The sequence below is a fragment of the Streptomyces sp. NPDC034111 genome, from assembly GCF_055575375.1.
Genome location: NZ_JBVIST010000002.1, coordinates 474,403 through 488,218 on the forward strand (window position 1 = coordinate 474,403; position 13,816 = coordinate 488,218).

At 73.2% G+C, this 13,816-nt stretch carries 10 protein-coding genes; 4 read left to right on the forward strand and 6 right to left on the reverse strand.

What is annotated here, in order from left to right; translation table 11 throughout:
• Nucleotides 1-14: 14 nt before the first annotated feature.
• Nucleotides 15-1,658: an ABC-F family ATP-binding cassette domain-containing protein gene (locus tag ACZ55A_RS07850; RefSeq protein WP_468835857.1), complete on the reverse strand. Its 1,644-nt coding sequence runs from the start codon at nt 1,656-1,658 to the stop codon at nt 15-17.
• Nucleotides 1,659-1,712: 54 nt separating this feature from the next.
• Here ACZ55A_RS07850 and ACZ55A_RS07855 point away from each other — a divergent pair, with 54 nt between their 5' ends.
• Entirely contained in the window at nt 1,713-2,483 is a 771-nt protein-coding gene (locus ACZ55A_RS07855) for an enoyl-CoA hydratase/isomerase family protein (protein ID WP_468835860.1), read from the forward strand.
• A gap of 56 nt (nt 2,484-2,539) precedes the next feature.
• Here ACZ55A_RS07855 and ACZ55A_RS07860 read toward each other — a convergent pair whose 3' ends face one another.
• A complete protein-coding gene (locus tag ACZ55A_RS07860) occupies nt 2,540-3,184 on the reverse strand; it encodes a DJ-1/PfpI family protein (RefSeq protein WP_468835862.1) in 645 nt (214 codons plus the stop codon).
• 45 nt (nt 3,185-3,229) lie between these two features.
• Nucleotides 3,230-4,225 (reverse strand): GlxA family transcriptional regulator, encoded by a 996-nt coding sequence (locus ACZ55A_RS07865; RefSeq protein WP_468835864.1) that lies wholly within the window; start codon nt 4,223-4,225, stop codon nt 3,230-3,232.
• Nucleotides 4,226-4,361: 136 nt separating this feature from the next.
• Here ACZ55A_RS07865 and ACZ55A_RS07870 point away from each other — a divergent pair, with 136 nt between their 5' ends.
• Nucleotides 4,362-5,231 carry an SCO6745 family protein gene (locus ACZ55A_RS07870; protein WP_468835866.1) on the forward strand — a complete coding sequence of 290 codons (870 nt, stop codon included), beginning with the start codon at nt 4,362-4,364 and terminating at the stop codon, nt 5,229-5,231.
• A gap of 142 nt (nt 5,232-5,373) precedes the next feature.
• On the forward strand, nt 5,374-7,800 hold the full coding sequence (locus ACZ55A_RS07875) for a Tex family protein (protein ID WP_468835868.1): 2,427 nt from the start codon (nt 5,374-5,376) through the stop codon (nt 7,798-7,800).
• Between the two features lie 82 nt (nt 7,801-7,882).
• Here the strand turns inward: ACZ55A_RS07875 and ACZ55A_RS07880 are convergent, their stop codons facing one another.
• The gene (locus ACZ55A_RS07880; RefSeq protein ID WP_468835870.1) at nt 7,883-9,982 is read right to left on the reverse strand and encodes an FUSC family protein; all 2,100 of its coding nucleotides are present in this window, start codon (nt 9,980-9,982) and stop codon (nt 7,883-7,885) included.
• Nucleotides 9,983-10,168: 186 nt separating this feature from the next.
• Entirely contained in the window at nt 10,169-10,726 is a 558-nt protein-coding gene (locus ACZ55A_RS07885) for a TrmH family RNA methyltransferase (RefSeq protein WP_468835873.1), read from the reverse strand.
• Between the two features lie 287 nt (nt 10,727-11,013).
• Between ACZ55A_RS07885 and ACZ55A_RS07890 the strand changes: the two genes are divergently transcribed.
• Nucleotides 11,014-12,009 carry an FAD-dependent oxidoreductase gene (locus ACZ55A_RS07890; protein WP_468835875.1) on the forward strand — a complete coding sequence of 332 codons (996 nt, stop codon included), beginning with the start codon at nt 11,014-11,016 and terminating at the stop codon, nt 12,007-12,009.
• A gap of 64 nt (nt 12,010-12,073) precedes the next feature.
• Here the strand turns inward: ACZ55A_RS07890 and ACZ55A_RS07895 are convergent, their stop codons facing one another.
• Nucleotides 12,074-13,756 (reverse strand): BCCT family transporter, encoded by a 1,683-nt coding sequence (locus tag ACZ55A_RS07895; protein WP_468835878.1) that lies wholly within the window; start codon nt 13,754-13,756, stop codon nt 12,074-12,076.
• Between the last annotated feature and the right edge of the window lie 60 nt (nt 13,757-13,816).

Genomic DNA, 13,816 nt, shown 5'->3' on the forward strand with positions numbered 1-13,816 from the left:
ACCCGCGCGCCCGCTCAGAAGGCCCGGTCGGTGATCCGTCCCCCGTCGACCTCGATCCGGCGCGTGGTGTGCACCGCCTCCAGCATCCGCCGGTCGTGCGTGACCAGCAGCAGCGTGCCCGGGTACGAGGCGAGCGCGGACTCCAGCTGCTCGATGGCGGGCAGGTCGAGGTGGTTGGTCGGCTCGTCCAGGACGAGGAGGTTGACCCCGCGGCCCTGGAGGAGAGCGAGTGCGGCACGGGTCCGCTCCCCCGGCGACAGCGTGTGCGCCGGGCGCAGCACATGGGCCGCCTTCAGCCCGAACTTGGCGAGCAGGGTGCGCACATCGGCGGGCGCCAGATCCGGTACCGAGGCCCGGAAGGCGTCCATCAGCGGCTCGTCGCCCAGGAACAGTCCACGGGCCTGGTCGACCTCGCCGACCACCACTCCGGGGCCGAGCGCGGCCCGGCCCGAGTCCAGCGGGAGCCGGCCGAGGAGGGCGGCGAGCAGGGTGGACTTGCCCGAGCCGTTGGGGCCCGTGATGGCGACCCGGTCCGCCCAGTCGATCTGGAGGTCCACCGGGCCGAAGGAGAAGTCGCCGCGCCGGACGCCGGCGCCGCGGAGGGTGGCCACGACCGCGCCGGCCCGCGGCGCGGCGGCGATCTCCATCCGCAGCTCCCACTCCTTGCGCGGCTCCTCGACGACGTCCAGCCGCTCGATCAGCCGCTGGGTCTGCTTGGCCTTGGCGGCCTGCTTCTCGGTGGCCTCCACCCGGCCCTTGCGGCCGATCTTGTCGTTGTCGGTGGCCTTGCGGCGGGCGTTCTTGACGCCCTTCTCCATCCAGTTGCGCTGGGTGTGCGCGCGGGTCTCCAGGGCGGCCTTGGTGTCGGCGTACTCCTCGAACTGCTCGCGCGCATGACGCCGGGCCCGCTCGCGTTCCTCCAGGTAGGAGGTGTAGCCGCCGCCGTAGGTGTTGACCTGCTGCTGGGCGAGGTCGAGCTCGACGACGCGGTTGACCGTACGGGTCAGGAACTCGCGGTCGTGGCTGACCAGGACGGTGCCGGCGCGCAGCCCGGTGACGAAGGATTCCAGCCGTTGCAGACCGTCCAGGTCCAGGTCGTTGGTCGGCTCGTCCAGCAGGAAGATGTCGTAACGGGAGAGCAGGAGGGAGGCCAGCGAGGCGCGGGCGGCCTGGCCGCCGGAGAGCGTGGTCATCGGCTGGTCGAGGCCGACCGCCAGGCCGAGCTGGGCGGCGGTCTCCTCGGCGCGCTCGTCCAGGTCGGCGGCGCCCAGCGCGAGCCAGCGCTCCAGCGCCGTGGCGTAGGCGTCGTCCGCGCCGGGCCGCTCCTCGACCAGCGCCTCGGTGGCGGCGTCCAGGGCGAGCTGGGCGTCGGCCACGCCCGTACGGCGGGCGAGGAAGGCCCGTACGGTCTCTCCGGGGCGGCGGTCCGGCTCCTGCGGGAGGTGGCCGACGGTGGCGGTGGGCGGGCTGAGGGAGAGCTTGCCCTCCTCCGGGGTGTCCAGACCGGCCAGGAGGCGCAGCAGGGTGGACTTGCCCGCCCCGTTGGCGCCGACGAGGCCGATCACGTCCCCGGGGGCGACGACGAGATCAAGGCCGGAGAACAGGACGCGCTCGCCGTGGCCGGCGGCGAGGTCTTTGGCGACGAGGGTTGCTGACATCAGACCGTCGATCGTATCGGGCCGGCCGGTGGGCGGTCGCTCTAATATCCGGGCATGGAACCGGGTCTGAGGACGCATGTCAGCGACGGCACAGCGACCGTCACCATCAGCAATACGGGCAAGCGCAATGCGATGACCGTCCAGATGTGGCGGGATCTGCCGCCCCTGCTGGAGCGGCTGGCGGGCGACCGCTCCGTACGGGCGCTGGTGCTGACCGGCGAGGGCGGGACGTTCTGCGCGGGCGCGGACATCGGGTCGCTGCGGAACGCCGCGGGTGAGTCACAGGGGCTGGCGGTGGCGGCCGAGGAGGCGCTGGCGGCGTTTCCCGGGCCGACGCTGGCGGCGATACGCGGCTACTGCGTGGGCGGCGGCGCCCAGTTGGCGGCCGCCTGCGATCTGCGGTTCGCGGAGGAGGGCGCGCTCTTCGGGGTGACGCCGGCCAAGCTGGCGGTGGTCTATCCGGCGTCCGCCACCCGCCGGCTGGTCCGGCTGGTCGGCCTCTCCGCGGCCAAGTACCTGCTGTTCTCCGGTGAGTTGATCGACTGCGCCCGGGCGCTGCGTACCGGGCTGGTGGACGAGGTGCTGGCCGAGGGTGAGCTGGGCAAGCGGGTGGCGGAGTTCTCGGCCGTACTGGCGAGCCGGTCGCTGCTGACGCAGACCGCGGCGAAGGAGCTGGCCAACGGGACCTGGGACGTACCACCGGACGAGGCCGAGGAGCGCGGCGCCCACTGGGCCGCGCAGGCGCGCGCCAGCGGCGACACCGCGGAGGGTGCCGCCGCCTTCCTGGAGCGCAGGGCGCCGCGCTTCACCTGGCCGACGGACTGACGCCGCAGCCGGTCACCGGCTGACGCGGCGCCGCGGCCCGACGACGCCCTACCACCTCACTCCTCGCCCTCCAGCACGAACCGGCTGCGCTCCCGCATCAGGGCGGTGACCTCGGCCGGAGCCTTGTCCGGGGAGCCCGCGTCGTAGGGCGGCTGCGGGTCGTACTCGATGCCGAGCTGGATCGCCTGGGCCACGGTGTCCCCGGCGATCCGGCCCGCCAGCGTCAGGCCCATGTCGATGCCCGACGAGACACCGGCCGCCGTGACGTACTTGCCGTCGAAGACCACCCGCTCCCCGGTCGGCTCGGCGCCGAGGCCGGGCAGCTGGTCCAGCGCCAGCCAGTGGGTGGTCGCCCGGCGCCCTTTGAGGAGACCGGCGGCGCCCAGGATCAGCGAGCCGGTGCACACCGAGGTGGTCCAGGTGGTGCCGGCGTCCACCGCGCGGATCCACTCGTGCAGCGGGCCGTCCTGCATGTGCGCGAGCTGCCCGGGGCCGCCGGGCACGACGAGGATGTCCGGCGCGGTGACCTCGTCGAGGCCGGCGTCGGCGACCAGTCCGACCGAGCCGACCTCGTTGCGGTACGTGCCCGGGCGTTCGCCGACGAAGACCACCTCGGCGCCGGGGAGCCGGCTGAGGGTCTCGTAGGGGCCGATGGCGTCCAGGGTGGTGAAGCGGTCGAAGAGGAGGATGGCGATCTGCACGGGGGCTCCTGATCCTTGGGTGGGGGTATGGGTGGGCGGTGTGGCTCAGACCGGGCGCAGGTCCGGTCCGGCCGGCCGGGAACGCTCCGGTCCGGCCGGCCGGAACCGGCGGCGGTACTCGGCCGGGGCGGCGCCCAGGACCCGTAGGAAGGCGCGGCGCATCGCCTCGGGGGTGCCGTAGCCGCAGCGGCGCGCGACCTGCTCGATCCCGTCGACGGTGTCCTCCAGGCAGCGGCGGGCGGCCTCCAGCCGTACCCGGTCGACATAGCGGCCAGGCGTCATACCGACCTCGTCGCGGAATGCCCGGGCGAAGTGCCGCGGCGAGAGCCCCGCGCGGTCCGCGAGGGCGTCGACGGACAGATCGGCGGCCGGGTTCTCGGTGATCCACTGCTGGACGTCGCGCAGCGGCCGCCGCTGTGCGGTCTGGGCCGCGAGCTGGGCGCTGAACTGGGTCTGGTTGCCCGGCCGCCGCAGGAAGACCACCAGATGCCGGGCGACGGTCAGCGCCAGGTCCCGGCCGAGATCCTCCTCCACCAGTGCCAGCGCGAGGTCGATACCGGCCGTGACGCCCGCCGAGGTGGCCAGATCCCCGTCGCGTACGTAGATCGGCTCGGGCTCGACCTGTACGGCGGGGAACCGCTCGGCGAGGGTGTCGCAGAGCAGCCAGTGGGTCGTCGCACGTCGCCCGTCCAGCAGCCCTGCCTCGGCCAGCAGCAGCGCGCCGCTGCACACCGAGACCTTGCGCCGGGCACGGTGGGCGTTGCCGCGCAGCCAGTCGATCAGCCGGAGGTCGGGGGTACGGGTGCCCTCGCCGCCGGGCACCAGCAGGGTGTGCGGCGGCTCGGCGCGGGCCAGCGTGAGGTCGGGGACCAGGGTCAGTCCGCTGGTGGTGCGGACCGGGGCACCGTCCAGGCCGGCCGTACGGATCCGGTAGGCGCCGGGGACTCCCTGGGCCGCGCCGTTGAAGACCTCGACCGGTCCGGTGACGTCAAGGGCCTGCACGCCGTCGAAGAGGACGACCAGCACATCGCGCTGTTCCATGCCCCCATCCTGGTCAGCAAGATCGATGGCGGCAATGACGGATTTCCCACCTTTCCTGCCATGCGCTCCTGATCGGCGGCAGGGCTGCGTCGGGGCCGCAACCACACCCATACCGACGGGTCGGTAGGCTGCTCCCATGACCTCTTCCAGCGCACTGCCCGAGCAGGCCGGCCGCGCCTGTCACAACGTCATCAACCCCTTCCACTCCACGCACTACTTCGCGCCGGAGCTCTCCGCCGAAATGGCCGGGCTCGGCATCGAGAACCGCAGCGCCGGCTACTTCGCCTGCCGGTCGGCGGCCATGGGCGCGGTCGGCCCCGGCACCGTCACGGCCACCTTCTACAACTTCAACCACGCGCTGATCGCCCAGCACATACCGCATGTCTGGTCCGTCACCACGCCGGAGGACGTGCTCGCCGCCCGGCTGCGCGCCGCGGACGCCACACTGCGCCGGCTGCTCGGTGCCGAGGCGGTCGAGTCGCCGGAGATGGCGGAGGCGGCGAAGCTGGCGCTGCGCGCGGCCGAGGGCTGCGCCCGCCAGGCCCGGCCGCTGTACGCCGCGCACGCCGACCTGCCGGTACCGGACGCCCCGCACCTGGCCTACTGGCACGCCGCGACCCTGCTGCGCGAACACCGCGGCGACGGCCATCTGCTGGCGCTGCTGGACGCTGAACTGGACGGCCTGGAGGCGCTGGTCACCCACACGGCCAGCGGCCGCGGGATGAGCTACCAGGGCATCATGGCGACCCGCGGCTGGTCCGAGGAGGACTGGCAGGCCGCCCAGGAGCGGCTGCGGGCCCGCGGGCTCCTGGACGCCGAGGGCGAGTTGACCGAGGCCGGTGTCCAGCTGCGCAAGGACCTGGAGCGCCGCACCGACCTGCTGGACCGGGCGCCGTACGAGCACCTGGGCGCCGCGGGCGTGGCCCGGCTCACCGAGCTGGCGACCGGCTTCACCACCACCGCCATGAACGCCGGCGCATTTCCCGCGGTGATGTTCGGCAAGTAGGGCTCCCACGGGACGGGCCCCGCCGGGGTGTGGGTGCGGCTTCTCACACCCCGGCGCGCTCGGCTGGGCGGCGCGACAGCCCGGCCCGCCACCCGGCACAATGCAGGCTCAAGCAAGCGCTGGAAGGCGGGTCAGGATCAACGTGACGGCAGCGACTGAGCCCATCGGGGCCCTCGGGTCCATCGAAGCGAGGATCGCCGGGGAACTCGGCGTCAAGGAGCGGCAGGTGAAGGCCGCGGTCGAACTGCTCGACGGTGGCTCGACCGTCCCGTTCATCGCGCGCTACCGCAAGGAAGCCACCGAGATGCTCGACGATGCGCAGCTGCGCTCGCTCGAGGAGCGGCTGCGTTATCTGCGGGAGCTGGAGGAGCGGCGGAGCGCGATCCTGGAGTCCGTACGGTCCCAGGGCAAGCTGGACGCCACCCTGGAGGCGCAGATCCGCGGCGCCGAATCCAAGGCCCGGCTGGAGGACATCTACCTCCCGTTCAAGCCCAAGCGGCGCACCAAGGCACAGATCGCGCGGGAGGCGGGCCTGGAACCGCTCGCCGACGGGCTGCTCAGCGACCCTTCGGTGGAGCCGGCCGCGGCCGCCGCGGCGTTCGTGGACGCCGACAAGGGCGTCGCCGATCCGGCGGCCGCCCTGGAGGGCGCGCGGGCCATCCTGACCGAGCGCTTCAGCGAGGACGCGGACCTGATCGGCGAGCTGCGCGAGCGGATGTGGTCGCGCGGGCGGGTCGCGGCGAAGGTACGGGAGGGCAAGGAGGAGGCGGGCGCGAAGTTCGCCGACTACTTCGACTTCGCCGAGCCGTTCACCGAACTGCCCTCGCACCGGGTGCTGGCGATGCTCCGCGGTGAGAAGGAGGAGATCCTCGACCTCACCCTGGAGCCGGAGGACCCGTCGGAGGCCACCGAGGGCCCCAGCTCCTACGAGCAGTCCATCGCCCACCGCTTCGGTATCGCCGACCGCGGCCGCCCGGCCGACAAGTGGCTCCAGGACACCGTCCGTTGGGCCTGGCGCACCCGCGTCCAGGTGCACCTCGGGATCGATCTGCGGCTGCGGCTGCGGCAGGCCGCCGAGGACGAGGCGGTACGGGTCTTCGCGTCGAACCTGCGCGATCTGCTGCTGGCGGCGCCCGCCGGAACGCGCGCCACCATGGGCCTGGACCCCGGCTTCCGTACGGGCGTGAAGGTGGCCGTCGTGGACGCGACCGGCAAGGTGGCGGCCACCGAAACCATCTACCCCCATGTCCCGCAGCAGAAGTGGGACGCCTCTCTGGCCACGCTGGCGAAGCTGGCCCGCGAGCACGACGTCGAGCTGATCGCCATCGGCAACGGCACCGCCTCCCGCGAGACCGACAAGCTGGCGGCCGATCTGATCGCCGCCCAGCCGGAGCTGAAACTCACCAAGGTGATGGTGTCCGAGGCCGGCGCCTCGGTGTACTCCGCGTCGGCCTTCGCCTCCCAGGAGCTGCCGGACCTGGACGTGTCGCTGCGCGGCGCGGTGTCCATCGCCCGCCGCCTCCAGGACCCGCTCGCCGAACTCGTCAAGATCGACCCCAAGTCGATCGGCGTCGGCCAGTACCAGCACGACCTCTCCGAGGTGAAGCTCTCCCGCTCCCTCGACGCGGTGGTCGAGGACTGTGTCAACGGGGTCGGCGTGGACGTCAACACCGCCTCCGCACCGCTGCTTTCCCGCGTGTCCGGCATCGGCTCCGGCCTCGCCGAGAACATCGTCGCGCACCGCGACGCCAACGGCCCGTTCCGCTCCCGCAAGGCCCTCAAGGACGTGGCGCGGCTCGGCCCGAAGGCGTACGAACAGTGCGCGGGCTTCCTGCGGATCCGGGGCGGCGACGATCCGCTGGACGCCTCCAGCGTGCACCCCGAGGCGTATCCGGTGGTGCGCCGGATGGTGAAGTCGGCGGACACCGAGGTCGGTTCGCTGATCGGCAACACGGCGGTGCTGCGCACCCTGAAGGCCGCCGACTTCGTCGATGACTCCTTCGGGCTGCCGACGGTGAGCGACATCCTTCAGGAGCTGGAGAAGCCGGGCCGTGACCCGCGTCCGGTGTTCAAGACCGCGACCTTCAAGGAAGGCGTGGAGAAGATCGGCGATCTCCAGCCCGGGATGCTCCTGGAGGGCGTGGTGACCAATGTCGCCGCCTTCGGGGCGTTCGTGGACATCGGCGTCCACCAGGACGGCCTGGTCCATGTCTCGGCGATGTCGCGGAGCTTCGTCAAGGATCCGCGGGACGTGGTCAAGCCGGGCGACATCGTGCGGGTCAAGGTCCTCGATGTCGACATTCCGCGGAAGCGGATCTCGCTGACCCTGCGGCTGGACGACGAGCACGGCAAGGGCACCTCGTCCGGCGGCGGCGAGCGCCGCGGCGGCGCGGCCGGCGGCCGGGGCCCGCGCGAGGGCGGCCGGGGCGGCGCGCCTCGGCAGCGGCAGGGCGGCGGCCAGCGTGGCGGCGACCGCCGCGGTCCCCGCGAGACCGGCCCCGCCAACGACGCCATGGCGGACGCCCTCCGCCGGGCCGGCCTCCTGGGCAAGGAGGGCCGCGGTCGCTGACCTGCGGCACACGAAGAGCATTTCCGGCGCTCCCCCCGCCCCCTCCCCCTTCGGGGGAGGGGGCGGGGGCTCTGCGGTCGGCTCAGCCGGTCCCCGCGTAGCCGCGGATGCGTTCCAGCTCGGCCGCCACGTCCGTGAGCGTGGCGCAGTCCGGAACCGGCCGTAGGTCAGGATCCGTTACGGCGGCGCCACGCTCGCGGCGCGGGTCCTCAAGGGCGTCGGCCATCGCTGCGAGCGCACGGCACAGCCGCTCGGCCTCCTCCGTGCTCGGACGGTGGGCTCCGTGGTCGAGGCGTACGGCACAGGCGGTGGCGGCATCCACGATGCGTTCGGCCGCGGTGACCACGGTCAGCCAGTCGGGGTTGCGGTCGCGGGCGGCGAGGAGTTCCGCGGCGGCGGTCTCGGCTGCCGCTCTGGCCTCCCCCAGCGCCCGGTATGCGGCGCGGCGCAGCACCAGCCGCTCGGTGGAGTCCTGTCCTGGTTCCGATTCCAGTACGTGCCGCAGGAACCACTCGGTGGCGCGCAGGGCGGAGTTGACACGCTGGCCGACCCGTCGCCGCGGATCCGCCAGCCGCGGCAGATGCCCGACGACCACGACGATGCCGCAGGCGATGGAGGTGTCGACGATCCGCTCACCGGCTGCCTGCGGGTCCCCGCTGACATGCACGAAGGACAGCACCATCAGGGTGATCGCGACGGTCTGGAGCGCGAAGTGCCGGGTGGCGAACGGCAGTAGTGCGCCACCCGCACCGGCTACCAGCGCGGGCCACCACAAACCCGTCAGCAACAGGCCGGCCCCGGCGAAGAGCAGCACGCCGGCCACGGTCCCGGCGAAGCGGTTGACCGTACGGGAGAAGAGCGGGCCCAGATCGGGCTTGACGAGGAAGGTGGCGGTCGCCGGGAGCCAGTACCAGTGGTCGGCCCGCAGCAGCAGGGCGACGGCGGCGCTGGCGGCGATGCAGACGGCGACCCGCAGGCCGTAGTCGCGCCCGGCCGGCCCGAACAGACCGCGCCCAGGCCGGGTCCGCCAGCCGATCCGGCGTATGGTCGCGCGGGCCGAGCGCCACGCCGCCGTGCGGCCCGTTGCCGCCGGCTCCGGAGCGGTCGCCGGCTCCGGAGCGGCCGTCGGCTCCGGCTCCCGCTCCGTAAGCACTCCGGCCAGGGCCCCGTCGCCGGCGCCGGTCCCCGGCCCGGCATCCGGCCCCGGGCCCGCCCCCGGCAACGGCTCCCGGCGGGCGAACGCCACCGCGGCGTCCAGCAGCGCCTGGTCGAAGGCCCCACGCGCGGCCGTACTTGTCTCCGGGGCGGACAGCCGGCCCGGCGGCTGCCCCGTGCGCAGCGCGTCGGCGAACCGGCGGGGGCTGTCGGCGACCCGGGTCGGCAGCGGACGGGCCTCCCACAGCAGCGCGACGCTGGCCTCGCACAACGCGGTGGCCGCCGCGAACCGCTCGCCCAGCAGCAGCTCTTCCGTACGGGCCGGACGCCGCAGCAGCCGACGGGTCAGCCGGCGCAGCCGCACGGCCTCGTCGGCGCGGTCCAGCGCGGCGGTGAGCCGGCGCCGGGCGGGCTCGGCGCCGGGACCGCCGGCCGCGCCCAGGGCATCGGCGAGGGCATCGAAGACCCTGGCGACCGCCGCCCGCTCACCGCTGAGTGGACCGCCCGCGGGCCGCGGGGAGCGCAGTACGAGACGCAGCAGAAGCAGCCACAGGCAGCCGGCGAGGACATAGAGCGCCTTCGCCCACGGCGCGCCGGGCAGCGGCATACCGGCGCCCAGGACGGTGGTCGCCAGCATCTGCATACCGGCGTTGGAGCGCACCGGCCCGGCCACACTTCCCGCGCCGGAGACAAAGCCGACCGCGAAGAGCGCCGGAACGATCCACCAGCCGGCGCCGGCCGTCTGCAACGAGGCGCCGACCAGCATGCCGAGCGCCGAGGCGAGGGCGGGCAGGCCGATGTGGACGATGCCGGTGCGGCGGGTGCCGGGGCGGTCGTTGACGCCGGCCAGCATCGAGCCGAGTCCGGCCAGCACCCCGGGCGCCGGATGGCCGGTCGCGATCCCCGCCCCGAGCAGCGGCCCCGCGCACAGCGCACCACGGGCCACGGCGGCCCAGGGCACGGGCAGCCGCTGCCAGCGGAAGGGGTGCGCCAACCAGGCGGGAACGGCGCGCTGCGCGCGGAGCATGGATCTCCTCAGACGACGGCGTACGGCGGACGGCGACAAGCGGAATCCGAGGGGCGACATCGGCCGACGGTGCTGCTACCAGCCTAAGGTCCCGGTTTGTCCGCACCGCGGCCGGAGGGTTACCGCAAGATCACAAGCGGACGGCGGGGAGACGGCCGGGAACGGCCGGCCGCGCCGCCACCCGGCTCACATCAACCCGGCCAGCCGGTACAGGACCAACGACCCCGCCACCGCCACATTGAGGCTGGCGCCGGTGCCCACCATCGGGATCTCCACCACCTCGTCCAGCAGGTCCAGCGCCTCGGGCGGAATCCCGTGCTGCTCATGCCCCAGGACCATCACCGTCGGCTCCCGCGCCGCCGGCAGGTCCGCCAGCCGGACGGCCTCGTCGGCGAGTTCCACCCCCACCACCCGCAGCCCTCGTTCACGCTGCCGCTCCAGCCAGCCCACCGGATCACCGGTCCGGTGCACACACGCCGGCCGGCGCAGGGTGTTGCCGCGCTCCAGCGCCTCGGGCACCCAGGGCAACCGTGGCACGGTCAGGCAGGCGCCGACCGCATCGCAGGTACGCAACAAGGTGCCGAGGTTGGCGCCGTGCAGCGGCCAGAGCGGGGCGGCGTAGAGGTGGTCCCAGCAGGAGTGGGCGCGCGGGCGGCGGGCGCGGCGGAGTTCGCCGGGGGTGCGCGGACGGATGGCGGGCGCGGACCGTGCGGCGGAGGCGCTGCGCCGCGCACGGCCGCTCATCGCGCCGCGGAGACGGGCCTCCGCAACGTCGTGCCGGCACTGTGGTGCTGCGACCACATGGACAACGGGTTCTGCGACAACATCTGCATCTTCTGGGGCGCTTGGCGGCGCGCCCGGGCCATCTTCGTCCGAAGCCATGGCCCGCTCCGGGCCCGGCCGCCCCATGCTAGGCGGCCGCCCGCCCCACGTCCTCTCCTTTTCCGGGCCGCCGAACGGCAGGTAGGTGGTCCGGGCTTCGTGGTCCCTCGCCATGTCCCATCAGGCCGGCCCGCCCTTAGCATCCGGGTATGACGCGCGAGACGGCTGAGGTGTGGGTGATCGGCGGGGGCGTGATCGGGCTGACGTCGGCGCTCGCGCTGGCGGAGGACGGTCACCGGGTGCGGGTGGTGCGCCGGGAGGCGGCGGGCGGGACCACGTCCGCGGTGGCCGGAGGTCTGTGCTGGCCGTACCGCATCCGGCCGTACGCGCGGGCGGTCGAGTGGTCCGTACGGTCCTTCCAGGTGCTCGCCGGGATGGCGCGGCGTCCGGAGGAGACGGGGGCCCGGATGGTGACGGGCACGATGGCGACCGCGTCGCCCGGCGAGGACGACGAGCTCGTCGCCTGGTACGACGCCGTGCCCGGGCTGCGACCGGCACGCGGGGAAGAGCTGCCCGAGGGGTGCACGTCGGGGTGGCGGGCCCGTACGCCTCTGGTGGACATGCCGGCCCATCTCCGCTACCTGGAGCGGCGGTTGGCCGCGGCGGGCGGGGTCGTCGAGCAGCGGACGGTCGGGTCCCTGGAGGAGGCCGGGCAGGCGGCGGATGTGGTGGTGAACTGCTCGGGGCTGGGCGCGCGGGACCTCGTACCGGATCCTGAAGTGCACCCGGTTCAGGGGCAGTTGGTGGTCGTCGAGAACCCAGGGCTGACGGAGTGGTTCGTGGCCGCGGAGGCGGGCGCCTCGGAGACGGCGTATGCGCTGCCCCAGCCGTACGGCCTGGTGCTGGGCGGTACGGCGCGGGAGGACGCCTGGTCGCAGCAGCCGGATCCGGCGGTGGCGGAGGCCATCGTGGCGCGCTGCGCACGGCACTTCCCGGCGGTGGCGCGGGCCCGGGTCCTGGCGCACAAGGTGGGGCTGCGCCCGGCCCGTCCTGCGGTACGGCTCGAGGCGGAGCGGCTGCCGGGCGGGGCGCGGTGTGTGCACAACTACGGTCATGGCGGTGCGGGGGTGACCGTGGCCTGGGGGTGTGCGGACGAGGTGGTGCGGTTGGTGCGACAGGCCCGGGAGGGGGCGGACACTCCCTAGACCCCGGGGAGGGGCGGCCTGCCCGGAGGATCCGGGCGGCCCGCCCCCGACCGTCACCGGCGCCCTATCCCCCGGGCGGGCCCACGGCGCCGCTGCCGGCCCCGGTACCGGAGCCGTCTCCGCCGATGTCATCGCCGGGCCCGGCGCTGCCCGCCGATCCGCCGGTCCCGGGACCGATCCTGATCTCGAAGTCCCCGTCGTAGCGCTCGTGTCCGGCGATCACGGCCAGTTCAACGGCCTCCTCACCCCGCTGGCCCCGCACGATCAGTGGATCGCTGCGCAGATCCCGCATCAGCGCCCAGCACATCGCGATCATCACGATCATGAACGGCACCGCGACCAGGATCGTCAGATTCTGTAGTCCGGTCAGCGCATCGCCCGAGCCGCCGCCGATCAGCAGCATGATCGCGGCGACCGCGCCGGTCACCACGCCCCAGAAGACCACCACGAGCCGGGTCGGTTCGAAGGTCCCCTTCTGCGACAGGGTGCCCATGACGATGGACGCGGCATCGGCGCCGGAGACGAAGAAGATGCCGACCAGGACCATGACGAGGAGGCTGGTGACCGTGGCGAGCGGGTACTGGTGCAGTACGTCGAAGAGCTGGCCCTCGGGCGTCTGGGAGCCCTTGAGCTGCTTCGATTCCTGCAACTTCATGGCCGAGCCGCCGAAGACCGCGAACCACAGCAGGCTGACCACGCTCGGCACGAGGATGACCCCGCCGATGAACTGACGGATGGTCCGGCCGCGGCTGATCCGGGCGATGAACATGCCCACGAAGGGCGTCCAGGAGATCCACCACGCCCAGTAGAAGACCGTCCAGCTGCGCAGCCAGCTGCCCACGTCGGAGCCGCTGCTGGCCTCCGTACGCCCGGCGAGCTGGGGCAGTTCGCCGAGGAAGGAGCCGAGGGAGGTCGGCAGCAGGTCGAGGATGAGGACGGTCGGGCCGACCACGAAGACGAAGACGGCCAGGATCAGCGCCAGCACCATATTGATGTTGGACAGCATCTGGACGCCCTTGGCGATGCCGGAGACCGCGGAGAGGATGAAGGCGATGGTCAGCACGGTGATCACGGCGACCAGCAGGCTGGTGCTGACGCTGTCCATCCAGCCGAGCACCTTGATCCCGCTGCCGATCTGGAGTGCACCGAGACCGAGCGAGGCCGCGGAGCCGAAGAGGGTGGCGAAGATGGCCAGGATGTCGATGACCTGACCGCCCCAGCCGTTCGCCCGCCGCGTGCCGATCAAGGGGGTGAACACCGCGCTGATCGTCTGCCTTCTCCCCCGCCGGAAGCAGCTGTACGCGATCGCCAGCCCCACGACCGCGTAGATGGCCCACGGGTGCAGCGTCCAGTGGAACAGCGTGGTGGCCATCGCGGTGTCCATCGCCTGGGCGGCGTCCTTGGGGTCGGTGCCCGGCGGTGGGGCGGTGAAGTGCCCCAGCGGCTCGCTGACACCGTAGAACATCAGGCCGATGCCCATGCCCGCGCTGAACATCATCGCGACCCAGGACACGGTGCGGAATTCGGGCTCCTCCCCCTCCTTGCCGAGCGTGATCCGGCCGTATTTGCTCACGGCCAGCCAGATCGCGAAGATCACGAAGCCGGAGGCGGAGAGTACGAACGCCCAGCCCCCGTTGTCGATGACCCAGTGGAGCAGTGAGGTCGAAACGTTCTTGAGCGATGCGGTGGAGGATGCTCCCCAGGCGATGAAGGCGAGGGTGAGCAGCGCGGTCACGCCGAAGACCACGCGGTCGGTCTGGGGTGGCCCGCTCCCGTGCGGGCTTCTGGTGTCGTGCTCCGGGGGACC